The organism is Sphingomonas taxi (assembly GCF_000764535.1).
In the GTDB taxonomy this organism is placed as follows: Bacteria; Pseudomonadota; Alphaproteobacteria; order Sphingomonadales; family Sphingomonadaceae; genus Sphingomonas; species Sphingomonas taxi.
Map to the genome: position 1 here is coordinate 2,243,898 of NZ_CP009571.1, position 25,329 is coordinate 2,269,226.

Annotated in this window: 28 protein-coding genes; 13 read left to right on the forward strand and 15 right to left on the reverse strand. The window is 68.7% G+C overall.

What is annotated here, in order from left to right:
• Window positions 1-132: 132 nt before the first annotated feature.
• The 3 genes from MC45_RS10090 to MC45_RS10095 are packed head-to-tail and all read right to left on the reverse strand — an operon-like array spanning window position 133 to window position 3,867.
• Window positions 133-504, reverse strand: a complete 372-nt coding sequence (locus MC45_RS10090; protein WP_038662568.1) for a YdbL family probable chaperone protein — start codon at window positions 502-504, stop codon at window positions 133-135.
• A gap of 1 nt (window position 505) precedes the next feature.
• Window positions 506-682 (reverse strand): YnbE family lipoprotein, encoded by a 177-nt coding sequence (locus MC45_RS18605; RefSeq protein ID WP_171009435.1) that lies wholly within the window; start codon window positions 680-682, stop codon window positions 506-508.
• A 47-nt stretch (window positions 683-729) separates the two neighbouring features.
• Entirely contained in the window at window positions 730-3,867 is a 3,138-nt protein-coding gene (locus MC45_RS10095; protein ID WP_245640701.1) for an intermembrane phospholipid transport YdbH family protein, read from the reverse strand.
• Between the two features lie 87 nt (window positions 3,868-3,954).
• On the opposite strand from MC45_RS10095, the gene radC reads away from it, so the two are divergent.
• Window positions 3,955-4,647, forward strand: a complete 693-nt coding sequence (gene radC / locus MC45_RS10100; protein WP_038667099.1) for a RadC family protein — start codon at window positions 3,955-3,957, stop codon at window positions 4,645-4,647.
• An 83-nt stretch (window positions 4,648-4,730) separates the two neighbouring features.
• Here radC and MC45_RS10105 read toward each other — a convergent pair whose 3' ends face one another.
• Window positions 4,731-5,195 (reverse strand): EF-hand domain-containing protein, encoded by a 465-nt coding sequence (locus MC45_RS10105; protein ID WP_038662573.1) that lies wholly within the window; start codon window positions 5,193-5,195, stop codon window positions 4,731-4,733.
• 213 nt (window positions 5,196-5,408) lie between these two features.
• Here MC45_RS10105 and purB point away from each other — a divergent pair, with 213 nt between their 5' ends.
• On the forward strand, window positions 5,409-6,719 hold the full coding sequence (purB, locus tag MC45_RS10110; protein ID WP_038662576.1) for an adenylosuccinate lyase: 1,311 nt from the start codon (window positions 5,409-5,411) through the stop codon (window positions 6,717-6,719).
• A gap of 39 nt (window positions 6,720-6,758) precedes the next feature.
• Here the strand turns inward: purB and MC45_RS10115 are convergent, their stop codons facing one another.
• The 4 genes from MC45_RS10115 to dnaK all read right to left on the reverse strand — a co-directional run bounded on the left by MC45_RS10115 (window position 6,759) and on the right by dnaK (window position 11,432).
• Window positions 6,759-7,277: a thioredoxin family protein gene (locus MC45_RS10115; RefSeq protein ID WP_038662578.1), complete on the reverse strand. Its 519-nt coding sequence runs from the start codon at window positions 7,275-7,277 to the stop codon at window positions 6,759-6,761.
• Window positions 7,278-7,613: 336 nt separating this feature from the next.
• Window positions 7,614-8,069: a TM2 domain-containing protein gene (locus MC45_RS10120; RefSeq protein ID WP_038662581.1), complete on the reverse strand. Its 456-nt coding sequence runs from the start codon at window positions 8,067-8,069 to the stop codon at window positions 7,614-7,616.
• 200 nt (window positions 8,070-8,269) lie between these two features.
• Window positions 8,270-9,391 carry a molecular chaperone DnaJ gene (dnaJ, locus tag MC45_RS10125; RefSeq protein WP_038662583.1) on the reverse strand — a complete coding sequence of 374 codons (1,122 nt, stop codon included), beginning with the start codon at window positions 9,389-9,391 and terminating at the stop codon, window positions 8,270-8,272.
• Window positions 9,392-9,530: 139 nt separating this feature from the next.
• Complete coding sequence (gene dnaK, locus MC45_RS10130) at window positions 9,531-11,432, reverse strand: molecular chaperone DnaK (protein ID WP_038662586.1); 1,902 nt, start codon at window positions 11,430-11,432, stop codon at window positions 9,531-9,533.
• Window positions 11,433-11,625: 193 nt separating this feature from the next.
• Between dnaK and MC45_RS10135 the strand changes: the two genes are divergently transcribed.
• Both MC45_RS10135 and MC45_RS10140 read left to right on the forward strand, forming a co-directional pair.
• Window positions 11,626-12,075, forward strand: a complete 450-nt coding sequence (locus tag MC45_RS10135) for a copper chaperone PCu(A)C (protein WP_052075610.1) — start codon at window positions 11,626-11,628, stop codon at window positions 12,073-12,075.
• Window positions 12,075-12,533 (forward strand): hypothetical protein, encoded by a 459-nt coding sequence (locus tag MC45_RS10140; protein ID WP_038662592.1) that lies wholly within the window; start codon window positions 12,075-12,077, stop codon window positions 12,531-12,533. Before MC45_RS10135 ends, MC45_RS10140 begins: the two co-directional genes overlap by 1 nt.
• 96 nt (window positions 12,534-12,629) lie before the next feature.
• Here MC45_RS10140 and MC45_RS10145 read toward each other — a convergent pair whose 3' ends face one another.
• Complete coding sequence (locus tag MC45_RS10145; protein ID WP_038662595.1) at window positions 12,630-13,856, reverse strand: threonine synthase; 1,227 nt, start codon at window positions 13,854-13,856, stop codon at window positions 12,630-12,632.
• A gap of 72 nt (window positions 13,857-13,928) precedes the next feature.
• On the opposite strand from MC45_RS10145, the gene MC45_RS18915 reads away from it, so the two are divergent.
• Window positions 13,929-14,210 carry a BrnT family toxin gene (locus MC45_RS18915; protein WP_081974408.1) on the forward strand — a complete coding sequence of 94 codons (282 nt, stop codon included), beginning with the start codon at window positions 13,929-13,931 and terminating at the stop codon, window positions 14,208-14,210.
• Complete coding sequence (locus MC45_RS10150; protein WP_038662598.1) at window positions 14,167-14,421, forward strand: BrnA antitoxin family protein; 255 nt, start codon at window positions 14,167-14,169, stop codon at window positions 14,419-14,421. The genes MC45_RS18915 and MC45_RS10150 overlap by 44 nt, the downstream gene beginning before the upstream one ends.
• A 19-nt stretch (window positions 14,422-14,440) precedes the next feature.
• Here the strand turns inward: MC45_RS10150 and grpE are convergent, their stop codons facing one another.
• Genes grpE through MC45_RS10165 form a run of 3 tightly spaced genes read right to left on the reverse strand, consistent with a single transcriptional unit; the run spans window position 14,441 to window position 16,573 of the window.
• A complete protein-coding gene (gene grpE / locus MC45_RS10155; protein WP_038662601.1) occupies window positions 14,441-14,995 on the reverse strand; it encodes a nucleotide exchange factor GrpE in 555 nt (184 codons plus the stop codon).
• A gap of 16 nt (window positions 14,996-15,011) precedes the next feature.
• A complete protein-coding gene (gene hrcA / locus MC45_RS10160; RefSeq protein ID WP_038662604.1) occupies window positions 15,012-16,052 on the reverse strand; it encodes a heat-inducible transcriptional repressor HrcA in 1,041 nt (346 codons plus the stop codon).
• Between the two features lie 5 nt (window positions 16,053-16,057).
• Window positions 16,058-16,573: a DUF6438 domain-containing protein gene (locus tag MC45_RS10165; protein WP_038667102.1), complete on the reverse strand. Its 516-nt coding sequence runs from the start codon at window positions 16,571-16,573 to the stop codon at window positions 16,058-16,060.
• An 81-nt stretch (window positions 16,574-16,654) separates the two neighbouring features.
• Between MC45_RS10165 and rph the strand changes: the two genes are divergently transcribed.
• The 3 genes from rph to MC45_RS10180 are packed head-to-tail and all read left to right on the forward strand — an operon-like array spanning window position 16,655 to window position 18,622.
• The gene (gene rph, locus MC45_RS10170) at window positions 16,655-17,368 is read left to right on the forward strand and encodes a ribonuclease PH (protein ID WP_038662607.1); all 714 of its coding nucleotides are present in this window, start codon (window positions 16,655-16,657) and stop codon (window positions 17,366-17,368) included.
• On the forward strand, window positions 17,365-17,991 hold the full coding sequence (gene rdgB, locus MC45_RS10175) for an RdgB/HAM1 family non-canonical purine NTP pyrophosphatase (RefSeq protein ID WP_038662610.1): 627 nt from the start codon (window positions 17,365-17,367) through the stop codon (window positions 17,989-17,991). Before rph ends, rdgB begins: the two co-directional genes overlap by 4 nt.
• 4 nt (window positions 17,992-17,995) lie before the next feature.
• A complete protein-coding gene (locus MC45_RS10180) occupies window positions 17,996-18,622 on the forward strand; it encodes a GNAT family N-acetyltransferase (protein ID WP_038662612.1) in 627 nt (208 codons plus the stop codon).
• A gap of 235 nt (window positions 18,623-18,857) precedes the next feature.
• Here MC45_RS10180 and MC45_RS10185 read toward each other — a convergent pair whose 3' ends face one another.
• On the reverse strand, window positions 18,858-19,418 hold the full coding sequence (locus MC45_RS10185; protein ID WP_342666973.1) for a CAP domain-containing protein: 561 nt from the start codon (window positions 19,416-19,418) through the stop codon (window positions 18,858-18,860).
• Between the two features lie 21 nt (window positions 19,419-19,439).
• Here MC45_RS10185 and hemW point away from each other — a divergent pair, with 21 nt between their 5' ends.
• Window positions 19,440-20,588 carry a radical SAM family heme chaperone HemW gene (gene hemW, locus MC45_RS10190; RefSeq protein ID WP_038662617.1) on the forward strand — a complete coding sequence of 383 codons (1,149 nt, stop codon included), beginning with the start codon at window positions 19,440-19,442 and terminating at the stop codon, window positions 20,586-20,588.
• A 33-nt stretch (window positions 20,589-20,621) separates the two neighbouring features.
• Here hemW and MC45_RS10195 read toward each other — a convergent pair whose 3' ends face one another.
• Window positions 20,622-21,827 carry a penicillin-binding protein activator gene (locus MC45_RS10195; protein WP_038662619.1) on the reverse strand — a complete coding sequence of 402 codons (1,206 nt, stop codon included), beginning with the start codon at window positions 21,825-21,827 and terminating at the stop codon, window positions 20,622-20,624.
• Between MC45_RS10195 and rsmI the strand changes: the two genes are divergently transcribed.
• Together rsmI and MC45_RS10205 are read left to right on the forward strand one after the other, a co-directional pair.
• A complete protein-coding gene (gene rsmI, locus MC45_RS10200; RefSeq protein ID WP_038662621.1) occupies window positions 21,826-22,680 on the forward strand; it encodes a 16S rRNA (cytidine(1402)-2'-O)-methyltransferase in 855 nt (284 codons plus the stop codon). The genes MC45_RS10195 and rsmI overlap by 2 nt on opposite strands.
• Before the next feature lie 84 nt (window positions 22,681-22,764).
• Window positions 22,765-23,808, forward strand: a complete 1,044-nt coding sequence (locus tag MC45_RS10205; protein ID WP_038662624.1) for a CAP domain-containing protein — start codon at window positions 22,765-22,767, stop codon at window positions 23,806-23,808.
• A 9-nt stretch (window positions 23,809-23,817) separates the two neighbouring features.
• Here MC45_RS10205 and MC45_RS18610 read toward each other — a convergent pair whose 3' ends face one another.
• Window positions 23,818-24,795, reverse strand: a complete 978-nt coding sequence (locus tag MC45_RS18610) for a hypothetical protein (RefSeq protein ID WP_156143817.1) — start codon at window positions 24,793-24,795, stop codon at window positions 23,818-23,820.
• 100 nt (window positions 24,796-24,895) lie between these two features.
• Between MC45_RS18610 and MC45_RS10215 the strand changes: the two genes are divergently transcribed.
• Window positions 24,896-25,276: a YraN family protein gene (locus MC45_RS10215; RefSeq protein ID WP_038662627.1), complete on the forward strand. Its 381-nt coding sequence runs from the start codon at window positions 24,896-24,898 to the stop codon at window positions 25,274-25,276.
• The last annotated feature ends 53 nt before the right edge of the window (window positions 25,277-25,329 follow it).

Below are 25,329 nucleotides of genomic sequence, written 5' to 3' on the forward strand. Positions count from 1 at the left end.
AGAAAACGCGCGGGGCGAGCGATCCCGCCAAGGCGTGGCCCGTTTAGGTGGGGGGTGCCGGGGTGTCAACCGTCTGGTTCCCCGATGGGTTTGGCGAGGCATAAGTCCTCCCCGCCAGGGGGAGGACTTACCTTACTTGCAGCGTGGGTCGAGTTCGGGGGTGCCGGTGTTTTCCTTCCACTGGCCGGACGGCGTCTTGTACATCTCGCCCTGGCCGACCTTCGCCACCAGATTGCAGCCGCTGGTGAAGGCGAATTGCTCCACCGTCGCGCCGCTCGCCTGCGCGCTGGCGGTATAGGCGGCCTTGCGCTTGATGTTGATGTCGCGGACCAGCGCCTGCACCGACGCGCCGCCGCTCACCACGCCGAGATAGCCGTCGGGCTGTTCGCCGACCTGCTTCGCCTCGCGCGCGGCGGCATAGGCCGGGTCGCGCTGCGCCATCGCCATCGTCGACAGCCCCAGCAGGGCCACCGCACCGGCAACGATCAAAAGCTTCGTCTTCATATCAGAATATCCCCGGATTCTGCTGGATCAGCGACTTCGCCTCGCCATCGAGACGATAGACGACCTCCTGCGTGACGCTGATGTTGAGGTTGATCTCGATCGGCTTGTCGGGCGCCGAGACGTTGATGCAGCCACCAAGCGTCGTCGCCGCCAGACCGATCCCGGCCAGCCCCGTCATGCGTCTCAAGGTCGTGATTCGCTGCTCCATCTTCAATCCTGTTTCGGTCATGGCACGAGTCCGCTTGCGGGGGGCTGAATGGGGGCGCTCTGGCGCTTCTGCTGCTGCCGTTCGAGCAGCGCGGGCAGGTTGCGCTGGATCAGCCGGCTGGGGTCGTAGAAGGACTGCGCCGAATCGAGCAGCCCGCGGAAGGGCGCCTTGATCCGGATGTTGAACACGAACGGCAGCCGCTGCAGCCGGCGGACGAGGAAGTTGCTCTTCGCCCCCTGCCCCTGCGTCACGCCGGCGAAGCGCACCTCGGTCACCATCTCGCCGGCGAGCGGCCCGTTCATGCCGATCGTCAGATTGCGATAGCGCAGCGATTTGAGCGCCTGGAAGGCGATATTGCCCCACAGCCCCAGATCCTTCTGCGACAGGTCGCCAACATAGGCGAGGCTGCCGCCGCCCTGCCGCACCGCAAGCCGCCCGCCCTCGATCCGGCCGCCCTGCACGTCGAAGATCATCGGCAGTTCGCCATCGAAGACGCCGGTCGCGGACAGGTTCTTGAAGTCGAACTGTTCGAGGAACTGGTCCGCCGCCGCGCCGTCGATGCGGAAGGTCATCCGCCGCGCCGCGGCCTCGGTGAAGTCGAGCGTCGTCGGCAGCAGCGTCATCGTGCCGCCCGCGAATGGCCAGCGGCCGCTGTCGATCCGCACGCGCAGATCGGGGAGCAATTGATAGACGATCGTGCCGTCGGTCACCGCGATGCCGGGATTGACCGTCTTGATCGTCGCCACCTGCGCCGGTGCGCTCGCCAGCCCGAGCAGATCGGTGAAGCGCAGCGTCGTGCTGATCCCGGTGACCGGGCCAAAGGCGGCAGCGAGATCGGTGTCCTTCGTCGCGAACGTGCCGGTCGAGCCGACGCCGTCGGGGCTCCACGCGATATGGCCATCGCCGGTGACGCTGCCGCGGACGTCGGCGACGACGCCGAAGGTCAGCCGGGTGAGCAATTCGGGCTGGAAGTCCTTGGTGAAGGCGATCCCCGGCACGGTCAGATCGGCGGTGCCGCGGCCGCTCGCCAGCGTATGGCCGATCGCGACATCGGCGACCTTCACGTTCTTCGTCGGCTCGTAGAGCGTCCCGCGCGCGGCGATCGCGCCATTGACGAGGTCGAGCGTCACGTCGCGCGCCGCCAGCGTCCGGAAGCGCGGATCGGGCGCGGCATCGTCGACCGTCATCGTCGCCGTCAGCCGCAGCGCGCCGCCGCGCAGCGACCAGTCGCCTGCCGCCGCGCCGAGCAGCAGCGGCACGTTGGCGATCTGGCCCGCGCCGCCGCCGAACGTGCCGGCGACGCCGCCGCCGGCGATCCGGCCGGTCAGTTGCGCGAGATCGATGCGGGTGATGCGTTCAGGACTGCCCAGCCGCGCAGCGACGCTGTCGAGCACGAAGCCGCCATCGCCAAGCCGCAATTGGGCGCCGCTTGCCGCAACGGTCAGCGGCGTCTGTCCGAGCCGCCCCGCCAGTCGCACCGCCGGCAGCCGTGCGCCGCCGGCCAGTCGTCCATCCGCCAGCGTCACCATCGCGCCGGCGATCGGGCAGAGCGTCGTGCGCAGCGGATCGAGCACCAGCCCCGCCACCGCCAGCCGCTGGATCGCGACCGGGGTACATGCGGGATTGGCGACCAGCGTCCCGCGCCCGTTCCAGCGCAGATCGACCGGCAGCGCCAGGCCATCGACCCGCCCGTCGCCGAGCGGCCCCGACAGCGCGACCCGCGTGGCGATCCGCGTCGCTCCCCCCGGTGTCGCGGTGAAGACGACCGGCGCCAGCGCCAGCCGTGCGCCGCCGGCGGCATAGGGTGCGATCGTCGCGCGACCGGTGATCGGGGCGCCGGCGCGGGCCTGCGCCAGCGCGACCTGCGCGTCGGGCAACCCCCCGCCGGCCATGGCGAGCCGCGTATCGATGCGCAGCCGCGTACCGGGCCAGCCGAAGGTCAGCCCCGTACCGCCAGCGATCCGCAGCCGGGCGCCGCTCGTCGATTGCAGCGACGCGGCGGTGATGCGCGCCTGCCCCGCGCCGCCGCTCTGCCGGACCGCCAGCGCCGCCGACCCGCCGAACCCGTTCGCCGCGCCCCGCACCGCCTGCGACACGGCGGCGATCAGCGGCGCGGCCGGTGTTCCCGCGCCCGTCGCGGCACCGATGCTCGGCAGCCGATCGGCCGCGATGCGCGCGTCGGCGACGCGGACGGTGCCGGCGAAGGCCTGTGCCGCACCGATCCGATAGCGTCCCGCGATCCCCAACGTCCCCGCGGACGCGCCGGCGATCGCCACATTGCTGGCGGTGAGGTCCGCGGTCCCGCCGGTCGCCTGCGCCGCCCCGTCGAAGGTCACGTCGCCACGCAGCCCGGCGACCCGGGCGCCGGCACCGCGCACCGGCCCGCTCGCCAGCCGCGCGCTGCCGCGCCAGCCGTCCAGCGCCGGCGTCAGCACCACGTCGATATCCGCCCCGCCGCGCCGCACGTCGACGCCAGCGCAACGCCCAGCGGCGACCTGAACCGGCCCCCGCAATCGCGGCGCACCGGCGGTCACCGCCACCCTGAGCACCGCGCGCAGCCCGTCCGCGCCGCAGCCGCCCTGCGCCAGCCGATCGCTCACCACCGCCGCGGTGCCGACAAAGCCGCCGTCCAGCCGTCCGCGCCCGGCGATCCGCAGCCCCGCGACGCCGAACGGCGTCTCCAGCCGCATCCGTGCATCCGCGATGTCGACATCCAGCGCCGGCAGCGCGAAGGCCTTGCCCGACGACGGCGGGATCAATTTGTCGATCTCGCCCAGCGACAGCCGTCCGTCGATCATCCGCCCGCGCAACCGCACGTGTCCGGCGCGCACCGCGGCGAGGCTGGCGCCGCCAAAGCCGATCCGCGTCCGCGTCTCCAGCCAGTCGGCGACGAGATCGGGATCGCGGGGATCGCCGATCACCACGTTGGTCAGCCGCTGCCGCCCGAACCCCAGATCGCGCACGTCGTAGCGCGCGACGACGCCGCGCCTGGCGAGTTCGCCGTCGATGACCCGGCTGGCGATCGGCTTGCGCTCGACCCACAGACCGATCAGCGCGACGAGGACGACGAGCGCGGCACCGAGCGCGATCCGCCGCCGTCGGCTCCACGACGCGAAGCGGCGTTGCCGCGCGGGCGCATCGTTCAACTCGTCCACGCCCTCGCCCATCGTCGCCCCTCATAGGCGGGGGCGATGCATCCGCGCAATTGCGCCCATGCCGGACCGACGATAGCCTCCGCCACGATGGCCGCTCCCCCTTCCCCGCCGGGTGACACCGCCGGCCACCGCGAACGGCTGCGCGGGCGGCTGCTCGCCGGTGGCGGCGACGCGTTGCTCGACCATGAGCTGATCGAATATCTGCTGATGCTCGCCATCCCGCGGATCGACACCAAGCCGATCGCCAAGGCGCTGCTGCGCGAATTCGGCGGTATCGGCGGGCTGCTCGCCGCCGACGTCGAGGCGCTCGGCCGCGTCAGGGGCGTCGGCCCCTCCGCCGCCGCCGCGATCAAGATCGCGCACGCGATCGCGATCCGGTTGCTCCGGGCGGAAGCGACCGATCGCCCGATCCTGAGCAATTGGCAGGCGCTGCTCGATTATCTGCGCGCCGACATGGCGCATCGAGGCATCGAGCGGTTCCGCGTCCTCCACCTCAACACGCGCAACATACTGATCCGCGACGAAGTGATGAGCGAGGGCTCGATCGATCAGGCGGCGGTCCATGTCCGCGAGGTGATCCGCCGCGCGATCGACCTGGGCTCGGCGGCGATCATCCTCGTCCACAACCATCCCTCGGGCGACCCCGCCCCCAGCCGCGCCGACATCGCCATCACCCGCACCATCGCCAACGCCGGCGCGGCGATGGGCATCGTGTTGCACGACCACATCATCATCGGCGTCAACGGCCATGTCAGCCTGAAGGCGCAGGGTCTGATCTGAGGCGCTCGCCGGCATGACGAAAAAGGCCGCCGGTTCGCACCGGCGGCCTCGTTCTCGTCATCGCGCCGGTACTGGCGGCACGGTTATGATTGCGCCTTGCTCAAGAAGCCGATCAGTTCGGGTTGCGAGATCGACTGGCTCTTGTCGGTGTCGGCCTGGGCAAAGGCGGCGCTTACCCATTTCTTGGTCGCGGCGCTTTCGGCGCTCGCCTTGGGATCGCTCGCCTGCTTCAGCTTGACCATCCAGCTGGCGAATTCCGCCTTTTCGAGCTTGCCGTCCTGATTGGCGTCATAGGTCGGGAATTCGGTCTGCACCACGGTCGCGACCTGATCGGCACCCGCTGCGGGCTGCGTCGCCGCCGCCTGCGCGCCGTCGGCGGCAGTCGTCGTATCCGCTGGCGCCGTCGATTGCGGCTGCGCCTCAACAGATCCCGATCCCGGCACAGTTTGTCCCGGTGCCGCCTGCGTCGGTGCAGTATTCGTCTGCGTTTGCGCCAGAGCCGGCGCGGAGAGCGTGATCACTCCGGCGAGAAGAGCATATTTCAGCATTATCTGTCTCCCATCGTTCTACATGAAGCATGCGACGATCGACTGTGCCGACCGCATCGCATACTTGATGTGGGAAATGATTCCGCCGATACAATGGTTCCGGATCGGGAGGTTTGTCCCGGACCGCGCACGCTGCTACTGCGCCGCAGAAATCCGCGAGTCGGGCCGAAATGGCCGCGACGAGCCGTGCTCCCGTCAGGACGAAGGAACACCATGGTCCCCCGTTATTCCCGCCCCGAGATGACCGCGATCTGGACCCCGGAGGCGCGCTTCCGCATCTGGTTCGAGATCGAGGCGCATGCCACCGACGCGCTCGCCGATCTCGGCGTCGTGCCGAAGGAAGCCGCCGAGGCGCTGTGGGCGTGGTGGCGCACCGACCCCGCCATCGACGTGCCCGCGATCGACGCGATCGAGGCGGTCACCAAGCATGACGTCATCGCCTTCCTCACCTGGGTGGCGGACAATGTCGGCGATCAGGCGCGCTTCATGCACCAGGGCATGACGTCGTCGGACGTTCTCGACACCTGCCTCGCGGTGCAGCTGGCGCGGGCCGCCGACATCCTGCTCGCCGACCTCGACGCCTTGCTTGCGGTGCTCAAGCGTCGCGCGGTCGAGCACAAGATGACGCCGACGATCGGCCGCAGCCACGGCATCCACGCCGAGCCGGTCACCTTCGGCCTCAAGCTGGCGCAGGCCTATGCCGAGTTCGACCGCTGTAAGACCCGGCTGATCGCGGCGCGCGCCGATATCGCCACCTGCGCGATCTCGGGCGCGGTCGGCACCTTCGCCAATATCGATCCGTCGGTGGAGGAGCATGTCGCCGCGAAGCTCGGCCTGTCGGTCGAGCCGGTCTCGACACAGGTCATCCCGCGCGACCGCCATGCGATGTTCTTCGCCACGCTGGGCGTCATCGCCTCGTCGATCGAGCGGCTCGCCACCGAGGTCCGCCACCTCCAGCGCACCGAAGTGCTCGAGGCGGAGGAATATTTCTCGCCCGGCCAGAAGGGCTCGTCGGCGATGCCGCACAAGCGCAATCCGGTGCTGACCGAGAACCTCACCGGCCTCGCGCGGATGGTGCGCGGCTATGTCACGCCGGCGCTGGAGAATGTCGCGCTGTGGCACGAGCGCGACATCTCGCACTCGTCGGTCGAGCGTTATATCGGCCCCGACGCGACGATCACGCTCGACTTCGCATTGGCGCGCCTGACCGGCGTGATCGACAAGCTGCTCGTCTACCCCGAGCGGATGGACAAGAATCTCAACAAGATGGGCGGGCTCGTCCATTCGCAGCGCGTGCTGCTTGCGCTCACCCAGGCGGGCGTCAGCCGCGAGGATTCGTATCGCCTCGTCCAGCGCAACGCGATGAAGGTGTGGGAATCGGACGGCCGGCTCTCGCTGCTCGAATTGCTCAAGGCCGACCCCGAGGTCACTGCGACGCTGTCGCCGGCGCAGCTCGAGGAGAAGTTCGACCTCGGCTATCACCTCAAGCACGTCGACACGATCTTCGCGCGCGTGTTCGGGTAAGGCAAAGTCCTCCCCCTTGCGGGGGAGGATTGCATCACCTCACACCCATTGCGCCAGCCAGTCGGCGAGCCCCTGTGGCGACAGCGAGCGCGCATCCGCCAGCGCGGTCTCGCGCCCGGCGTTGACCAATTTGTCGGTCTTGGGATCGACGATCAGCAGCGCCGGCACGCCGGCCAGCCGCCCCTTGATCCCGTAGCGGGCCGGAATGTCGAGGTTCTTGTCGAACCGGCCGATATCCACCGTCACCACCTCGTAATGGCGCGCGACGAAGCCACGCATCGTCGGCAGCTCCATCACTCCGGCGAGCAACCGGCAGTCGAGACACCAATTGCCGCCGAGATCGATCAGCAGCTTCTTGTGCCCTTTGAGCGCACGCGCCTTGGCCGCGGCGACCGCTGCCTTGGCATCGGCATTGCCGTCATAGGGTAAGGGCAAAGGCTGCGACAATTGCTCGAAGCTCGTCGCTCCCACCCGCGGTGCGGCAACGCGCGCATCGACGGCGGCAGGTAGCGTAAGTGCGGCAATGGCGAGTGCGGCAGCGAAGGATAGACGAGGCATCCGGATCTCCTGACGGAAAGACGGCAGTGTGACCTATCGCGCCGCCGCCTGACAAGCCGGACGGCCCCAAGCAAATGTTGCAGTTGCGTGAAACGCACTTGGGCATGCAAGCAACAATATTGCGATATCAAGCAATTATCGCCATCTCGCGCTTACCGGATATTCCTCCGGTATCGGAGACCTTCCATGCGCATGTTCGAAACCGCAGCCAGCAGCGTGCTGGCGATCGCGGCTCAGGCGCTGGTGGTCGGGATGATCATTTCCACCCTTTGACCCATCGGCCCGCCCGCCCCCTTTTCCTTATCGGCCGAGAGGGCGCGGCTTGGGGCCGCAGATTCAACGACGCGCATAACGCGCCGCGAACTCCCGATCGGGCATGACGAGATAGCGGATCATGTCGATGAATGCCCATGGCGCGGTGACGAGCATTCCGACGACGGTGATCGTCATCACCAGCATCACGATCCCCGATCCGGTCCGCCCCAGATAGAAACGGTGGATACCGAGCGTCCCGAGAAAGAAAGCGAGCACCGCCGCGACGATCTTGTTGCGGTCGGTCACCGGCTCGCGCGATGCGGGCGGCGGCGGCGCCGTGGCGACACCGCGGGCAGATGGCATCGGAAAGACGCTGAGCGCACGATCGCCTTCGGCCTCGAAATCGACCTGGAGGCCGATCGCCGGTTCGCCGCGCTGCGCCCAATCTTCAGGGGTGAAGCGATAGCGCCGACCGTCGTCGCCGGCGACCAGCCCCTCGCCGGTCCGCTGATCCACCCCCAACACCTGTCCGCGCATGCATGTCCCCCGATCTATGACGCGCACATCATCCGCATCCGCGGCGTGGGCGCAAGATGGCGTGGGACCAGAGCCGACATCAGTCCATCACCCGTCACCCCGGCCTTGCGCCGGGGTGACGCTTTTGAGGGCTGAAGGAAGCGGGATGCCGGATCACGTCCGGCATGACGGACGGGCTTGGAGACCGTCTCGGCCCCAAATCACTCCGCCGCGAATACGCCCTTCAATTTGGCGAAGAAGCCCTGACTGTCGGGGCATTCGTCGCCCGTCTCGGTCTCGCGAAACAGTTCGAGCAACTCGCGCTGTCGCACCGACAATTTGGTCGGCGTCTCGACCTCGATCTGCACGACGAGATCGCCCTGCCCGCGCCCCTGCAACACCGGCATGCCGGCACCGCGCTGGCGCAGTTGCTTGCCCGACTGGATCCCGGCCGGGATCTTGATCTCGTGCGTCCGCCCGTCGAGCCCGGGGATCGACAATGCGCCACCGAGCGCTGCGGTCGTGAAGCTGATCGGCGCGCGCGCGAACAAAGTCGTGCCCTCGCGCTCGAAGATCGGATGCCGCTTGACGTGCAGGAAGATGTACAGGTCGCCCGCCGGCGCGCCGCGCGGCCCCGCCTCGCCCTCGCCGGACAAACGGATGCGCGTGCCTTCGTCCACGCCGGGCGGCACGTTGACGCTCAGCGTCTTGGTCTTCTCGACCCGACCCTCGCCGCGGCAGTCCGGGCAGGGATCGGCGATGATCTCGCCCGCGCCCTGACACACCGGACAGGCACGCTCGACGACGAAGAAGCCCTGCTGCGCGCGCACCTTGCCGTGGCCGTTGCACTGGCGGCAGGTCGAGGCATGCGTCCCCGGCTTGGCGCCCGAGCCGTGGCACGTGTCGCATTGCGCCGAGACGTCGACGGTGATCTCGGTCGCCTTGCCATGGAACGCCTCTTCGAGGCTGACTTCCATGTCGTAGCGCAGGTCGGCGCCACGGCGCTGCTGCGCCCGGCCACCGCCGCGCGCACCGCCCATGAACTCGCCGAACACCGATTCGAAGATGTCGGAGAAGCCGCCGAAGTCCTGCGCGCCGCCACCGCCGCCGCCGTTCTGGAACGCGGCATGACCGTAGCGATCATAGGCCGCGCGCTTCTGGGGGTCCTTCAGGACCTCATAGGCTTCGCTGACCGCCTTGAACTTGGCTTCGCTGTCCTTGCACCCGGCATTCTTGTCCGGGTGATATTTCATCGCGAGCTTGCGATAGGACGACTTGATCGTCGCGCCGTCCGCGCCGCGCTCGCATTCGAGCAATTCGTAATAATCGACTGTGCTGCTCATGATCGCCTCGCCGCCCCCCGGCCGTCACCCCGGCGCATGCCGGGGCCTCCCCGATGACGGGAGCTGCCGGCGCGCAGGCCACCGGCGAAGCATCGCTTCGCCGGGACCGCCGCAGGCATGACGGTGGAGATCATGGATGTTACGCCTTGTGGTCGTCGACTTCCGAGAATTCGGCATCGACCACATCGTCCTTCGATGCCTCACCGGCACCGCCTTCGGGCGAGGCATCGGCCTGGGCCTGCTTCTCGTAGATCGCCTGGCCGAGCTTCATCGCGACCTGCGCGAGCGCCTGGCTCTTCTCGGTCATCTGATCGGCATCCCCGGTCTCGACCGCCGCCTTGGCGGCGTCGATCGCCGACTGGATTTCGCCCTTCAGCGCCTCGTCGACCTTGTCGCCATTGTCGGCGAGCTGGCGCTCGGTGGTGTGGATCAGCGATTCGGCGTTGTTCTTCGCCTCGGCGCCGGCCCGACGCTTCTTGTCCTCCTCGGCGAACTTCTCCGCGTCGCGGACCATCTGCTCGATGTCGTTGTCCGACAGACCACCAGATGCCTGAATGCGGATCTGCTGCTCCTTGCCGGTGCCCTTGTCCTTGGCCGAGACGTTGACGATGCCGTTGGCGTCGATGTCGAACGTGACCTCGATCTGCGGCACGCCGCGCGGCGCCGGCGGGATGCCGACCAGATCGAACTGGCCGAGCAGCTTGTTGTCCGCCGCCATCTCGCGCTCACCCTGGAACACGCGGATCGTCACCGCGCCCTGGTTGTCGTCCGCAGTCGAATAGGTCTGCGACTTTTTGGTCGGGATCGTCGTGTTGCGGTCGATCATCCGGGTGAACACGCCACCCAGCGTCTCGATGCCGAGCGACAGCGGCGTCACGTCGAGCAGCAGCACGTCCTTGACGTCACCCTGCAGCACGCCCGCCTGGATCGCGGCGCCCATCGCGACGACCTCGTCCGGGTTGACGCCGGTGTGCGGCTCCTTGCCGAAGAAATTCTTCACCGCCTCGCGGACCTTCGGCATGCGCGTCATGCCGCCGACGAGGACGACCTCGCTGATGTCGTCGGTCTTCACGCCGGCATCGGCGAGCGCCTTCTTCATCGGCTCGATCGTCCGCTTGATCAGGTCGTCGACGAGACGCTCCAGATCGGCGCGGCTGATCGTCTTGACGAGATGCTTCGGGCCGTTCTGGTCGGCGGTGATGAACGGCAGGTTCACCTCGGTCGACGCCGCCGACGACAGCTCGATCTTCGCCTTCTCGGCGGCTTCCTTCAGACGCTGGAGCGCCAGCTTGTCCTTGGCGAGGTCGATGCCCTCGTCCTTCTTGAAGCCTTCGGCGAGATATTCGACCAGCTTGTTGTCGAAATCCTCACCGCCGAGGAAGGTGTCGCCGTTGGTCGCCTTCACTTCGAACACGCCGTCGCCGATCTCGAGGATCGAGACGTCGAACGTGCCGCCGCCGAGATCATAGACCGCGATCGTCTTGCCGTCCTGCTTCTCGAGGCCATAAGCGAGCGCCGCCGCGGTCGGCTCGTTGATGATGCGCAGCACCTCGAGGCCGGCAATCTGGCCGGCGTCCTTGGTCGCCTGACGCTGCGCGTCGTTGAAATAGGCCGGAACCGTGATGACCGCCTGCGTCACCGTCTCGCCGAGATAGCTCTCGGCGGTTTCCTTCATCTTCTGCAGCGTGAAGGCGCTGATCTGCGACGGCGAATAATCCTTGCCGCCGGCCTGCACCCAGGCGTCGCCGTTCTGGCCGCGCACGATGTGGTACGGAACCAGCTCGGTGTCCTTCTTGGTGATCGGATCGTCGAACCGGCGGCCGATCAGGCGCTTCACCGCGAAGATCGTGTTGTCGCCGTTGGTGACGGCCTGACGCTTCGCCGGCTGGCCGACCAGCCGCTCGCCGTCCTTGGCGAAGGCGACGATCGACGGCGTGGTGCGCGCGCCTTCCGCATTCTCGATCACCTTGGGCTTGCCGCCCTCCATCACTGCGACGCAGCTGTTGGTCGTGCCGAGGTCGATACCGATTACTTTAGCCATGTGTGCTTACTGAGCCCCTCACATACGAAACGATGGCAAAATTCATTGCCGGACGCAGGGAACTTTTGCCCCGTTACGGCAGCGAAAGCTCCTGTGTATGGCGGCGATATAGGTGGGGTTCCGCTTGCCGCAAGACGGTGGCGACCATAGGGCTGTGACAGAAATGATCGCATGTGCGGGAAGAGGAGCGACGATGCGCCGGACGCGAGTGGGAACGATGCTGGTGCTCGCCGCTGCACTGGCCGGCTGCGGCGGACCCGACCGGGTCGAGGTGGACGACGCCTGGATCCGCCTGCCGGCGGTGCCGGGCCGGCCGGGTGCGGCCTATTTCACGCTGCACGGCGGGCGGTCCGACGCGACGCTGATCGACGTCACCGCCAACATCGCGGTGCGCGCCGAGATGCACGAGAGCATGACCGGCCGGAACGGCATGGCCGCGATGAAGCCGCTCGCCCAAGTGGCCGTGCCGGCGAAAACCAAGGTCGCCTTCACTCCGGGCGGCCGCCACGTCATGCTGTTCAACATCAATTCCAAGGCGAAGGCGGGCAAGATCTACAAGCTGACGCTCAATTTCGGCAATGGCGGCCGGCTGTACGTCGACGCGATGACGGTGGGCGCGGCCGCGCCGGCACCGGATTTCTGATGGCGGATGCACGCCGCCCCCTAACCGCAGGCGAACGCGCGCTCGCGGCGTCGGTCTTCCGCGACACGATCGACTATGACGCGGTGCACCTGTCGCGGACCAAATGGGCGTTCTTCCAGCCGCGCGACACGGTGATGGCGCCGCGCGGCTGCATTCACTTCCACCCCAAGGGGCAGGGCTGGCGCGACGATTTCGCCGCCGCTGCGCTCACCGACCAGGGGCTGTTCATCCACGAGATGGTCCACATCTGGCAGCATCAGCGCGGCATCTTCCTGCCGCTCGCGCGCCACCCTTGGTGTCGCTACGATTATGCGATCAAGCCCGGCCAGCCGCTCCACCGCTACGGCATCGAGCAACAGGGCGAGATCGTCCGTCACGCCTTCCTGCTCCGCCACGGCGCGCGCGTACCCGGCGCGCCGAGCCTCGCGCAATATGAGACCCTGCTGCCGTTCGGCTGAGCGCCCGCCGCAAGACCTTCCGTTCGCCCTGAGCCTGTCGAAAGGTGGGTGAGTCTCAATGCCCCTTCGACAGGCTCAGGGCCAACGGGGGATGATTTACAGCATGTCGAAGTCGATCGCGCCATGCCGGTCGAGCGTGCGCGGCGCCTCGGGCATCGGATATTTGAGCCCGGTCGCGCAGTTGAACAGCACCACCCGCTCGTCCTCGTCGACCTCGCCGGTGCGCAGCGCCTCGCGATAGGCGGCGAGCGTCGCGCCGCCTTCCGGACACAGCAGCAGCCCGTCCTTGCGCGCGGCCTCGTCGACCGCCTTGAGGATCGCCGGATCGCCGACCCCCAGCGCCTTGCCGCCGCTCGCGCGCACCGCGCGCAGGATCAGGAAATCGCCCACCGCCTTGGGCACGCGGATGCCCGCGGCGACGGTATGCGCGTCCTCCCAGCGTTCCGCATGTTCGACGCCGTCCTCGAAGGCGCGGACGATCGGCGCGCACCCCGACGCCTGCACCGCATACATGCGCGGCCGCTTGGCGCCGATCCAGCCGAGCGCCTCCAGTTCGTCGAACGCCTTCCACATGCCGATCAGGCCGGTGCCGCCGCCGGTCGGGTAGAAGATCGCATCGGGCAGCTCCCAGCCGAATTGCGCGGCGAGCTCCAGCCCCATCGTCTTCTTGCCCTCGATCCGATAGGGCTCCTTGAGCGTCGAGAAATCGAACCAGCGTCCCTCGGCGGCGCCCTTGCCGACGATCGCGCCGCAATCGTCGATCAGGCCGTTGACCCGCCACACCCGCGCGCCCTGCATCGCGATCTCGCGCACGTTCACCTCGGGCGTATCCTCGGGACAGAAGACGATCGTCTCGATCCCCACCCGGGTCGCATAAGCGGCAAGCGCCGCCCCGGCATTGCCGTTGGTCGGCATCGCGATGCGGGTGACGCCAAGCTCCTTGGCCATCGCCACCGCCATCACCAGCCCGCGCGCCTTGAAGCTGCCGGTCGGCAACCGCCCCTCGTCCTTGACCCACACGTTGGCACTGCCCGCGCTTCTCGGGATCGGGATCAGCGGCGTCTCGATCTCGCCGAGGCTGACCACGTCCTCGGTCCGCCGCACCGGTAGCAGCTCGCGCCACCGCCACATGTCGGTCTGCCGTGCCGCCAGCGCGTCGCGCGACAGGGTCGTCTTCACCGCGTCGAGGTCGTAGCGCACTAGCAACGGCCGCCCGGCACGCGACAGGCCATGCAGCCGGTCCGCCTCGTAGCGCTCGCCGGTCAGCGAGCATTCGAGATGCGTGACGAAGGTCGGGCGATCGGTGGTTAGATTGGGGTTCATGGCGACGATACTAGCCTTGCCAACGGCATAGCGTCCACTTGATTGAAGTGCAGATCGTAGTTACGATTAGCTATGGACATCACGTTCGATCCGGCGAAGGACGTGATCAATCGTGCCAAACATGGCGTGCCGCTGGCTTTTGGCGAATGGATATTCGCTGACGGCAATGTGCTTCTGATCCCGTCGGCGCGACCGGAGGATGGCGAGGAGCGTTGGAAAGCGGTCGGCAGGGTCGGCGACCGTCTATGGACGGCAGTGTATGTCGAACGCGACCAGACGACCCGGTTCATATCGGTAAGGAAAAGCAACGATGCAGAAGCTCGCGGATATCATCGCCATTCCGGCGGATCCTGACGATCCTGAGGATTTCGACGTCACCGAAGAAGCGCTGCAACAGGCGCTGGCGGAACGGCGTAAGCGCCTGCGCCGACGTGGCGCCCAGGCAACGCCGACCAAGAAGCTGGTGACGCTACGCCTCGATCCCGACGTGATCGACAAGTTCCGCGCCACCGGTCCGGGCTGGCAGGCGCGGATCAACGATGTGTTGAAGGCGGCGCAGGTCTGATCCCGCGCCGCCGCGCACCTCAATCCGGCTTCTTCGCCACGCCGACCAGCGCCGGGCGCAGCAGGCGATCCTTGAGCATATAGCCCGCCTGCATCTCCTGCACGATCGTGCCGGGCTCGGCATCGCTCGGCACTTCCATCATCGCCTGATGCTTGTTGGGATCGAGCATCGCGCCCATCGCCTCGACCTTGGTGATGCCGTTGCGCGTGAACACGCTGTCCAGCTCGCGCCCCGTCGCTTCCAGACCGGTGACCAGGCCCTTCAGCCGCTCGTCGCCGCGCAGGTCGGCGGGGATCGCCGACAGGCCGCGCGCCAGATTATCGGCGACCGACAGGATGTCGCGCGCGAACGAGGTGGTCGCATAGTTGCGCGCGTCGGCGACTTCCTTCTCGGTACGGCGGCGGACGTTCTGGATTTCGGCCTGCGCATAGAGCGTCTGCTGCTTGGCGTCGGCGAGCTGGTTCTCGAGGTCGGCGATCCGCGCCGCCGCATCGTCATGCTCCGCCACTTCGGGAGCGGCCTCCGCCGTCTCCTGGCGCAGTGCTTCCACGTCGATCTTGGTCTCTTCGGTCATGTAGGTCCCTGTAGTGTCAGCCCATCAAACGGGCGAGCGTTGCCGCCGTGAAATCCACCATGGGCACGACGCGCGCATAGTTCAACCGCGTCGGCCCGATCACCCCGACCACGCCGACCACCCTGCCGCCGGGTCCGCGGAACGGCCGCGCGATCACCGAAGACCCTGACAAGGCGAACAATTTGTTCTCTGCACCGATGAAGATGCGGGTCGCGTCGCCGGCGCTCGCGCTGTCGAGCAATTGCGCGATTTCCTGTTTGCCCTCGAGATCGTCGAGCAGGTCGCGCACCCGGTCGAGGTCGGCAGCGGCGGCGGCGTCGATCAGCCGCCCCTGGCCGCGCACGATCAGCACCGGCCGCCGTGCGCCATCCTCGCTCCACACCGCAAGGCCGGCTTCGACCAGCGCCCGCGCCGCGCCGTCGAGTGCCGCCTCGCCCTCCGCCATCTGCCGCCCGACGCGGGCCCGCGCCTCAGCGAGCGTCAGGCCGGACAGCGTCGCGGTCATGTAATTGCCCGCCTCGACCAATGCCGAGGGCGTCATCCCGGCGGGCAATTGGATCACCCGGTTCTCGACCGACCCGTCCTCGCTGACCAGCACCGCCATCGCCTGATCGGGCGACAGCGCGACGAAGCCGATCGAGCGCAACGCCAGCTCACGCTTGGGCACCATCACCAGCCCCGCACAGGCCGACAGGCCGGACAGCGCGGCGGTCGTTGCCGCCAGCGCCTCCTCAACCGGACCGCGATGCCCGGCGCGCGCCTCGATCGCCGCGCGTTCCTCGGCGGAGGGTTCGAGCGCCTGCATCATCCCGTCGACGAACAGGCGCAGCCCGCGTTCGGTCGGGATGCGACCGGCGCTGGTATGCGGGCTGGCGAGCAGCCCCAGTTCCTCCAGCTCCTGCATCACCCCGCGGATCGACGCCGGCGACAGATTGAGGCCGGAGGCGATCGCGATCGTCTTCGACCCCACCGGCATGCCGTTTTCGACATAGCCGTCGACCACCGCACGAAAGATGTCGCGGGCGCGATCGGTAAGCTCGGTGACCGGTGGTGCCATATGCTCTATCTAGGACGCGCGCCGTCGCCGATAAAGGCGCCGATCGGCAACACCTGCGGCGCCTCCCGCAACGCGCGGAACATCGCGGCATTCTGCGCCATGTCGCAGCCGAAATAGGCGTCGAGATGCGATGCCGCGGCGCCACCGCCCGTCCACCGCACGTCGACGGACGACTGGTCGGTCGCCGCCGGGGTGCAGCCGGGCTCGCCCGCCCGCAAGGATCGCTCGCCGCGGGGACGATATGGCGCCAGCCGTGCCGCGAACAGATGATAGGCCGCCGGCGACGCCTGAAAGCTGCGCGTCCCGGTCACCGTGGTGAAGCGCTGCCCCTCGAACGTGCCCTTGCCGTCCGGCGCGATCGTCACCGCGTAAACCGGACAGGTGCCAAAGCACGCGCCGGTTTCGTAACGGATCGTCTCGCTTGCCACCGCCGACGTCGCCCCGTCGCGCGATGCGTCGACCACCACACAGGCTGACAGGCTCATCGCCGCCAATGCCAGACCCGCGAACCGCTTACGCATGCCCTTCTCCCCTTTGCTCACCACTGGCGTGTGCCAGCCGTGCCGTCTAGGGCTGCGCCATCGAACCTTGAGGAGAGTTGAATGCGCCCCAGTGGCCGCGCCCCCGACCAGATGCGGGCGATCACCATCGAACCGAACTTCACCCGCCACGCCGAGGGATCGGTGCTGGTCGGCTTCGGCGACACCAAGGTGCTCGTCACGGCCAGCCTCGAGGAGCGCGTGCCGCCGTTCCTGCGCGGCAAGGGCGAAGGCTGGGTGACCGCCGAATATGGCATGCTGCCCCGCGCCACCCACACCCGCGGCAGCCGCGAGGCCGCCAAGGGCAAACAGTCGGGTCGCACGCAGGAGATCCAGCGGCTGATCGGCCGCTCGCTGCGCTCGGTGGTCGACATGAAGCTGCTCGGCGAGCGCCAGATCACGCTCGACTGCGACGTCCTCCAGGCCGACGGCGGCACCCGCACCGCCGCGATCTCGGGCGCCTGGGTCGCGCTGCGCCTCGCGGTCAACACTTTGCTCACCAGCGGCAAGCTGACCGTCGACCCGATCCGGCAGAAGGTCGCCGCGGTGAGCTGCGGCATCTATCAGGGTACGCCGGTGCTCGACCTCGACTATCTCGAGGATTCGGCGGCGGATGCCGACGGCAATTTCGTCCTGCTCGAAAACGGCAATATCGCCGAGGCGCAGGCGACCGCCGAACATGCCACCTATGACGAGGAGGCGCTGCTCCGCCTGCTCCGCCTCGCGCGGATCGGCTGCACCGAGATCTTCGCCGCGCAGGATCGCGCCGTCCGATGAGCGGCGAGGGCGACACGCCGCAGGCGATCCGCAAGCTCGCCCCCGGCCGGCTGGTCATCGCCAGCCACAATGCGGGCAAGGTGCGTGAGATCGCCGAGCTGCTCGGCCCCTATGGCATCGAGCCCGTCTCGGCGGGCGAGCTCGACCTGCCCGAGCCCGAGGAAACCGGCACCACCTTCGTCGCCAACGCCGAGCTGAAGGCGTTGCAGGCGGCGGACCTGTCCGGCCTGCCCGCGCTCGCCGACGACAGCGGCCTGTGCGTCGATGCGCTGGGCGGCGACCCCGGCATCTTCTCCGCGCGCTGGGCGGGGGAGTCGAAGGACTTCGATCTCGCGATGCGGCTGGTCGAGGATCGCCTCAACGAAGAGCCCGACCTGCCGCGCAGCGCGCATTTCGTCTGCGCGCTCGCGCTCGCCTGGCCCGACGGCCATGTCGAATGGTTCGAGGGTCGCGTCGACGGCACTCTCGTTTGGCCACCGCGCGGCGGCAACGGCTTCGGCTATGACGCGATGTTCCTGCCCGAGGGCGGACCTCAGACGTTCGGCGAAATGGACGCCGCCGCCAAGCACGCGATCAGCCACCGCGCCGACGCGTTCCGGCAATTGGTCGCCGCGGTCCTCTGAGGCGATGACGGGCGTCGATCCGGTCCTCGTGCGGGGCTGGCTTGCCGCCCGTTCGCTCTCGCGCGGCCTGCCCGCGCCGGTCGCCGACCATGGCGGCTGGCGCGTCGACACCGGCGGACCGGTCGAACGCCGCCGCCATCTCTTCGCCGAGGTCGGTCCGGGCCTGACCGCCCTACTCGCGACGATCGACACGCCGGGCGTTTTCGTGAAGCTCTGCGCCGACGCCGGCACGTTCCGCGCGCTGCTGCCGCCGCATTGGATGATCACCGACGCGAATTGCATGATGGTGCCGGAGCGGGCTGCCCTGACGCCGCCGGTCGTGCCGCCGGGCTATCGGCTGGCGACGGTTCGCGACGGCGGCGTCACGCATGCGACGATCGCCGCGCCCGATGGCGTCCTTGCGGCGAGCGGCCATGCGGCGGAACTGGACGGCATCTTCGTGTACGACCGCATCGTGGTCGAGGACGCGCACCGCCGCCGCGGATTGGGACGGGCATTGATGATGGCGCTGGGCGCGCATTGCACGTCGACGTCACGTCAAGTGCTGACGGCCACCGCGATGGGCGCCGCGCTCTATGCGACGCTCGGCTGGCGGGTTTATGCGCCGTATACGACGGCGACGATCCCCTGATTCCGCCCCCGCAAGGGCAAGGCAATCGTATATGACCGTTTGGAGTGGTGCGCGGCCTTTATATCCCCGTCATGCCGGACTCGATCCGGCATCCCGCTTCTTCGTCCCACTGGAGGAAGCGGGACCCCGGCGCAGGGCCGGGGTGACGAATCCGATGAGGAAGCCGAATGCACCTCATCACCAAAGCCATATGCCATAGCCCTGCCCTCAAGGAGGAGGAGTGGGCGTTCCGCCCTCAATACGCCACCGTCCCCCAGACATTGCCCGGTGGCGAATAGCGGCACACCACGAAATCGTCCTTCGCGTTGCTCGCCAGCGCGCAGCCGACCTGCGTCGTCCCGCGCCAGACGATCTGCGTGTAATGGCCGACGTCCTCCCAGCGTCCGGTCTTGCTCGATTGCGGCACCGGCAGGTTTACGAAGTCCTTCTTCTCCGCCACCCAATGGCCGACCATCTCGTCGAAACGATAGGCGCCGCGCGTGCCGGTCCACAGATTCTCGCCCTCGCGGTCCATCCCCAGCGACTGCGGCGCATGTTCGAACCGCCCGGTGCGCGCCATCACCTGCGCATAGGCGAGGGCCGAGGCGGCGAGCGGCTCGCTCCACGTCAGCGGCGCGACGCCGACATCGGCGCGGGCGCGATTCTGCCCGGTCAGCATCGCCTCGCGCAGCAGCACCGACCCGCGCGGGGCCGGCGCGGCGCTCGCGCGCGGCTCGACGACGCGCTCGGGGCCCTGCGTGCATCCGGTGGCGAAGAGCAGGCCCGCTGCGAGCCATGAGTGGCGTTTCCATGTCATTGCCGCCATATCGGCAGCATCATGGATTCCGACAAGACGCCGCTCGCGCTCTACGTCCACTGGCCGTTCTGCGTCTCGAAATGCCCCTATTGCGACTTCAACAGCCACGTCCGCGACACGGTCGATCAGGATGCGTGGCGCGATGCGCTGCTCGCCGACCTCGCGCACGAGGCGCGCACGCTGCCCGGCCGAACGCTCGGCTCGATCTTCTTCGGCGGCGGCACGCCGTCGCTGATGCCGCCCGCCACCGTCGCCGCGATCCTCGCCGCCGCGCAGACGCACTGGCGGCCGACCGCCGATATCGAGATCACGCTCGAGGCCAACCCCTCCTCGGTCGAGGCGGCGCGCTTCGCCGATATCGCCGCGGCTGGGGTCAACCGCGTCTCGCTCGGGCTGCAATCGCTGGATGATCGCGCCTTGCGTTTCCTCGACCGCGCGCATGGCGTCGACGAGGGGCTGGCCGCGCTCGCCACCGCGCAGCGGCATTTCGCTCGGGTCAGCTTCGACCTGATCTACGCGCTCCCCGATCAGCGCCTGCCCGCATGGGAGGCCGAGCTGACACGCGCGCTGTCGTTCGGCACCGAGCATCTCTCGCTCTATCAATTGACGATCGAGCCCGGCACGCGCTTCGCGACCGAGGCCGCCAAGGGCCGCCTCACCATCCCCGACGGCGACACCGCCGCCGACCTGTTCGAGGCCACGCGCGCGCTGACCGACGCGGCGGGCCTGCCGGCCTACGAGACCTCGAACCATGCGCGGCACGGGGCGGAGAGCCGCCATAACCTCACCTATTGGCGCTACCGCGATTATGCCGGGATCGGCCCGGGCGCGCACGGCCGCCGCGACGGGCTGGCGACGCAGCGCCACAAGAAGCCGGAGAACTGGCTATCCGCCGTCGCGCGCAACGGCCACGGCCTCCAGATCGAGGAGTCGCTGGTCGCACACGATCGCGCCAGCGAGGCGCTGGTGATGGGCCTGCGCCTGCGCGAGGGCATCGACCTGACGCACGTCGCGACGCTCGCCGGCGGTACCGCACCGATCGACTGGGCTGCGGTGGAGCGGCTCGAGGCGCAGGGCCTCGTCGCCCGCGAACCGGGACGATTGCGCGTGACCGAAGCGGGCACGCTGCTGCTCGACGCGATCCTGCCGCTGGTGGTGAAGGACGCCTGAATCCTCCCCCGCCCGGGGGAGGAATATGTGGTCCTACCGCCCGAAGCCGGTCGGGGCCGGCGACACGGTCACGGTCGTGCCGTTCTGGATCTCCTGCACTTCCAGCGCCCGCTCGGCGACGCCGTCGCGGCCGAAGCGGAACGCCCCGTCGATCCCCGCGAAGCCGTCCGCGTCGCGCAGCCGCGCCTCGGGGAACGGCCGCCCCACCGGCCAGTCGCGCGAGATGCGCACCGTCAGCAGCACCGCGTCATAGCCGAGGCTCGACAGCCGGTACGGCGCCGCATTGTAGCGCGCGCGATATTTGGTCGCATATTGCCGGTAGAGCGTGTTCCCCACGCTTGCGAACCACGCGCCGTTGAGCGCCGGCTTGGTGGCGAGGCTCGTTTCCGAATTCCACAATTCGGTGCCGAGCAGCCGCGTCGAGGCGCCGCTGCCGCGCTTGACCAATGGCGCCGCGACGCCCGCGCTCGCCGCGCCGTCGGCGATCAGCACCGCGCCATAGGGCGCCTTGGCGTTGAGTCGCGTCACCGCGCCGGCGATGCCGCCCGCCACCCGGCCATAGGTCTGCAGCGACACGACCGAGCCGCCCGCCCCCTCGACCGAGCGCAGGAAGGCGGTCGAGGCGCGCTCGCCGTACAGGCCGTTGGGGATCAGCCCGGCGAAGCTCGTCACGCCGCGGCTGGTGGCATATTGCACGACGCGGTCGATCGACTGCGCCGGCGCATAGCCCATCAGATAGGTGCCGTTGCCCGCCACCGACGCATCGTTGGAGAAGCTCAGCACCGGCACGCCCGCCGCCTTGGCGATCGGCGCGACGGCGCGCACGTCGTCGGACAGCAGCGGCCCGAGGATCAGTTGCGCGCCCTCGGCGATCGCGCGTTGCGCCGCCGCCGCCGCACCCGTCGCGGTGTCGTAATTGGTGATCCGCACCTTGTCGGTGCCGGTGTCGAGCACAGCGAGCATCGTCGCATTGGCGATCGAGCGGCCGACGCCCGCATTGCTGCCCGACAGCGGCACCAGCAGCGCGACGCGATTGCGCGCGGTGTCGCGCGGCAGCCCCGCCTCGACCGGCTCGGGCCGGTTCGCGGCAGGGCGCGGCGCCCGCTCGGGTGCGGTCACCGGCGCACGCGGCACCACGGTCGAACAGGCGGCGAGCATCGCCGCGGCGACCAGCGCGATGCCGCGCCGCAGCCACGGCTGTCGCGCTCCCGGCTGTCCAAGTGTAGCTGCCTCTGCCATGACGTCCCCTGTGGCCATATCCGAACCTTTAGAACCCGGGCTCTACATCGTCGCGACGCCGATCGGCAATCTTGCTGACCTGTCGCCGCGCGCCGCCGACATATTGACCCGCGCCGACGTGATAGCGGTCGAGGACAGCCGCGTCACCGCCGGCCTGCTTCGCCATATCGGCGTCAAGCGCCCGATGCTCCCCTATCACGACCACAATGCCGAGGGGATGCGCCCCGGCCTGATCGCGCGCATGGCGACCGAGGCGGTCGCGCTCGTCTCCGACGCCGGCACGCCGCTGATCTCCGACCCCGGCTACAAGCTGGTCCGCGACGCGCGCGCCGCCGGCCGGCACGTCGTCACCATCCCCGGCCCCTGCGCCGCGGTCGCCGCGCTGACGCTCGCCGGCCTGCCGACCGACCGCTTCCTGTTCGCCGGCTTCCTGCCGAGCAAGGCGCAGGCGCGGAGCTCGGCGATCGCCGAAATCGCCACGATCCGCGCCACGCTCGTCCTCTACGAATCCGGTCCGCGCCTGTCGGCCTGCCTCGCCGCGCTGGCCGAGGGACTCGGCGACCGCGACGCGGCGGTGACGCGTGAGATCACCAAACGCTATGAGGAAGCGGTCACCGGCACCCTCACCCACCTTGCCGCGCGCTATGCCGATGCGCCGCCGAAGGGCGAGATCGTCATCGTCGTCGCGCCGCCCGGCGAGGCGCCGCCGCCCGATCCGCAGGATGCCGACGCCGCGCTGGTCGAGGCGCTGACCCGCCTGCCCGTCGCCAAGGCCGCCGGCGAGGTGGCCAAGGCATTCGGGCTCGACCGCAAGACGCTCTACGCCCGGGCGCTGGCGATGAAGGGCGAATAGCGGCACGCCGACCTGTGCCGTGAAGGCGGTAAATAGCGTCGTACTTCAACGACTTGTCAATGAGTCCACGGCTATGGTCGACGCATGCAGATGTGGAAGACCGGCGTCACCTCGACGCTCCTGATGGCCCTGGCGGGATGCGGCGGCGGCGACGGTAGCGGCGGTTCGGCGGCGGTGCCCGTCGTCTCTGCGCCCGCGCCGACGCCGGCGCCGACCGGCACACCCAGCCCCACACCCACGCCGGCACCGACGCCGACCCCCACGCCTGCCCCGACGACCTGGGCCGGCGCCGCCGCCGCGCTCTACGACGTCCAGCCCGATGCCGCGACCTGCCGCGCCGGCACGCTGAAGGCGAGCGTCAAGGCCGACTTCCTTGCCAAGCTCAACGCGATCCGCGCCTTGCACCAGCTTCCCGCAGTGACCTATGCGGAGGCGGAGGATGCGGCGGAGGCGGATTCGTCGCTGATGATGGCGGTCAACAAGCAGCTCAGCCACACGCCGCCGACGAGCTGGACCTGCTACACCGCCAGCGGCGCCGCCGCGGCCGGTGCGAGCAACCTAATCGGCGGCTGGGGGACCGGGCTCGGTTTCGACAGCGAGGACAGCTATCTCGGCCTGTGGCTGACCGAGGGCGGCAGCGCGTCGATCGGCCACCGCCGCTGGATCCTCAATCCGTTCCTCGGCAAGACCTCCTATGGCCGCGTCGCGCTCGTCCTGCCCGACGGCAGCCGCGCCAGCGCCGCCTCGATGCGCGTCTTCAACTTCGCCGGCGGCGTCACCGCGCCGACCGGCCTACCCGCTTATGTCGCTTACCCGCAGGGCGACTATCCGGCGCGCTATTTCACGCTGTCGAGCTACCTGTCCTTCAGCGTGGTCGCGGGGACGACGGGCACGTTCGGCGCCAACGCCAACGTCCGCTACGATCGCGCGACGATCACCGTCACCGGCCCCGGTGGCGCGCTCGCCGTGTCGGACGTGACCAGCGACAACGAAGGCTATGGCCTCGCCAACAACGTGCAATGGCGCGTCGCCGGATTGCAGGCGGGCGTCACTTATACGGTGACGATCGCCGGCATCACTGGTGCGCCGCGTACGGACTACAGCTATTCCTTCCGCGTCGTGAATTAGCCACCGCGGTCACTCCGCCGCCAGGACCGTACGTTCCGGCGCGTCGGTGCGGACGCCGAGCAGATCCTCGAGGGGACGATCCGCCACGTGGACACCAAGCGCATTCAGCACGTCGCCGACCGCTTTGTCCTCGTAGAGCTCACCGGCGAGGCAGCCGGGAAAGCGCAGATACTGCGCCGCAAGCTTCTCGATCGTCGTTTTTGACAGGAAGTACAGCGCCCCTCGCGCCCAGGGTGCGATGAACGGCTTGCCGTAGACGGGCGCGACCGCCGACGCGCATTTCCCCTGATGCCAGGCGCGATCGTGATGCAGCGACGACAGCGCCAGCCCCATATAGTCGACGCCTGCGAAAGCGGATCGCACCGCGTCGATATCCAGCGCCGCATGCGGGACAACGTCCAGATCGTCGTCGATCTTTATGACCCCGTAAGACGCGCCCAATGCGTCCAGAAACACCAAGGTCTCGAAGATCTTGAACGGCAGCGCTTCATAGACGTCGCTGACCGGCAGGCGCAGGATCCGCCCGTCCTGCGCGAAGTCCAACGTATCGCCGCCGGTGACGATGATCGGGGGGATGCCGAAATAGCGGTCGGTCAGCGCACGCGACACGTGCCGCGCCTTGCCGAGATATTTATCGCACGAAATGACCACCGGCAGCGGCAGGGCATGGCGGTCGCAGGTCGACAGCCAGTCGATCAACGCCGGCATGTCGCGCGCCGCGCGCAGCCGGGTGATTTCGCGATAGGCATTTCGGACCTCCGCGACGTTGGCCGCATAGGGCGACGCCTTGAGGGCGATGCGCAACAGGATCTGCGCCACCGGGCCGGGGTCGTCATGCAAGCGCTGCTCAAAGAAGACCATCAAGCTGAGCCGGCAAAGCTCGTCGGAGTTCAACCGCCTGCCGACCTGACGGCCAAGTTCGGCAATGATCTCTCGTTCCAGCTGGTCGGTTGCGAGCATCGCTTCACTCTCGATTGGACGGGCCATGCCCGCACCCGCGCTCCGGTACGGTTGCAGTCGTTCATTATAGACCGATCGGACACGACCGCGGCTTGCACGACGCCGACGGGTACGGCAGCTTGTGCCGATGCGTCCCCCTCGCCGCGCCTCCACCACCGAGCGTCGCACTGCGGAGGCGGCGGGTCGTCGCGGCGAGCGGCTCGCCGGCTGGTGGCTGCGGCTCAAGGGCTGGACGGTGCTCGATCGCCGCGTCCGCACGCCGGCAGGCGAGGTCGACCTCGTCGCGCGCAAGGATGGCCTGATCGCCTTCGTCGAGGTCAAGATGCGCCGCACCGTCGCGGAACTCGACTTCGCCATCGACGAACGGCGCCTCGCCCGCGTCGCGGCGGCCGCCGAGCTGCTGATGCCGCGCTACGCCGGTCCCGGCGACGACATCCGCATCGACGTGATCCTGCTCGCGCCCGGCACCCGGCCGCGGCATATCGAGAATGCGTGGATCGGCGGATGAAGCCGCGCGGGACTTGCGCAGACGGTGACATTCCGGCCCCGCCACCCTAAGTC

Excerpts from the sequence above, each read along its gene's own strand:
- MC45_RS10195 (WP_038662619.1), bottom strand. The coding sequence starts at position 21,827 with ATGGCAGAGGCAGCTACACTTGGACAGCCGGGAGCGCGACAGCCGTGG.
- purB (WP_038662576.1), top strand. The coding sequence starts at position 5,409 with ATGGTCCCCCGTTATTCCCGCCCCGAGATGACCGCGATCTGGACCCCG.
- MC45_RS10150 (WP_038662598.1), top strand. The coding sequence starts at position 14,167 with ATGCAGAAGCTCGCGGATATCATCGCCATTCCGGCGGATCCTGACGAT.
- MC45_RS10105 (WP_038662573.1), bottom strand. The coding sequence starts at position 5,195 with ATGCTGAAATATGCTCTTCTCGCCGGAGTGATCACGCTCTCCGCGCCG.
- MC45_RS10165 (WP_038667102.1), bottom strand. The coding sequence starts at position 16,573 with ATGCGTAAGCGGTTCGCGGGTCTGGCATTGGCGGCGATGAGCCTGTCA.
- hemW (WP_038662617.1), top strand. The coding sequence starts at position 19,440 with ATGGATTCCGACAAGACGCCGCTCGCGCTCTACGTCCACTGGCCGTTC.
- MC45_RS10185 (WP_342666973.1), bottom strand. The coding sequence starts at position 19,418 with ATGACATGGAAACGCCACTCATGGCTCGCAGCGGGCCTGCTCTTCGCC.
- MC45_RS10135 (WP_052075610.1), top strand. The coding sequence starts at position 11,626 with ATGCGCCGGACGCGAGTGGGAACGATGCTGGTGCTCGCCGCTGCACTG.
- MC45_RS10180 (WP_038662612.1), top strand. The coding sequence starts at position 17,996 with ATGACGGGCGTCGATCCGGTCCTCGTGCGGGGCTGGCTTGCCGCCCGT.
- rsmI (WP_038662621.1), top strand. The coding sequence starts at position 21,826 with ATGACGTCCCCTGTGGCCATATCCGAACCTTTAGAACCCGGGCTCTAC.
- rdgB (WP_038662610.1), top strand. The coding sequence starts at position 17,365 with ATGAGCGGCGAGGGCGACACGCCGCAGGCGATCCGCAAGCTCGCCCCC.
- rph (WP_038662607.1), top strand. The coding sequence starts at position 16,655 with ATGCGCCCCAGTGGCCGCGCCCCCGACCAGATGCGGGCGATCACCATC.
- grpE (WP_038662601.1), bottom strand. The coding sequence starts at position 14,995 with ATGACCGAAGAGACCAAGATCGACGTGGAAGCACTGCGCCAGGAGACG.
- hrcA (WP_038662604.1), bottom strand. The coding sequence starts at position 16,052 with ATGGCACCACCGGTCACCGAGCTTACCGATCGCGCCCGCGACATCTTT.
- MC45_RS10215 (WP_038662627.1), top strand. The coding sequence starts at position 24,896 with ATGCGTCCCCCTCGCCGCGCCTCCACCACCGAGCGTCGCACTGCGGAG.
- dnaJ (WP_038662583.1), bottom strand. The coding sequence starts at position 9,391 with ATGAGCAGCACAGTCGATTATTACGAATTGCTCGAATGCGAGCGCGGC.
- MC45_RS18610 (WP_156143817.1), bottom strand. The coding sequence starts at position 24,795 with ATGGCCCGTCCAATCGAGAGTGAAGCGATGCTCGCAACCGACCAGCTG.
- radC (WP_038667099.1), top strand. The coding sequence starts at position 3,955 with ATGGCCGCTCCCCCTTCCCCGCCGGGTGACACCGCCGGCCACCGCGAA.
- MC45_RS10090 (WP_038662568.1), bottom strand. The coding sequence starts at position 504 with ATGAAGACGAAGCTTTTGATCGTTGCCGGTGCGGTGGCCCTGCTGGGG.
- MC45_RS10120 (WP_038662581.1), bottom strand. The coding sequence starts at position 8,069 with ATGCGCGGACAGGTGTTGGGGGTGGATCAGCGGACCGGCGAGGGGCTG.
- MC45_RS10205 (WP_038662624.1), top strand. The coding sequence starts at position 22,765 with ATGCAGATGTGGAAGACCGGCGTCACCTCGACGCTCCTGATGGCCCTG.
- dnaK (WP_038662586.1), bottom strand. The coding sequence starts at position 11,432 with ATGGCTAAAGTAATCGGTATCGACCTCGGCACGACCAACAGCTGCGTC.
- MC45_RS18605 (WP_171009435.1), bottom strand. The coding sequence starts at position 682 with ATGACGGGGCTGGCCGGGATCGGTCTGGCGGCGACGACGCTTGGTGGC.
- MC45_RS10145 (WP_038662595.1), bottom strand. The coding sequence starts at position 13,856 with ATGAACCCCAATCTAACCACCGATCGCCCGACCTTCGTCACGCATCTC.
- MC45_RS10115 (WP_038662578.1), bottom strand. The coding sequence starts at position 7,277 with ATGCCTCGTCTATCCTTCGCTGCCGCACTCGCCATTGCCGCACTTACG.
- MC45_RS10140 (WP_038662592.1), top strand. The coding sequence starts at position 12,075 with ATGGCGGATGCACGCCGCCCCCTAACCGCAGGCGAACGCGCGCTCGCG.
- MC45_RS18915 (WP_081974408.1), top strand. The coding sequence starts at position 13,929 with ATGGACATCACGTTCGATCCGGCGAAGGACGTGATCAATCGTGCCAAA.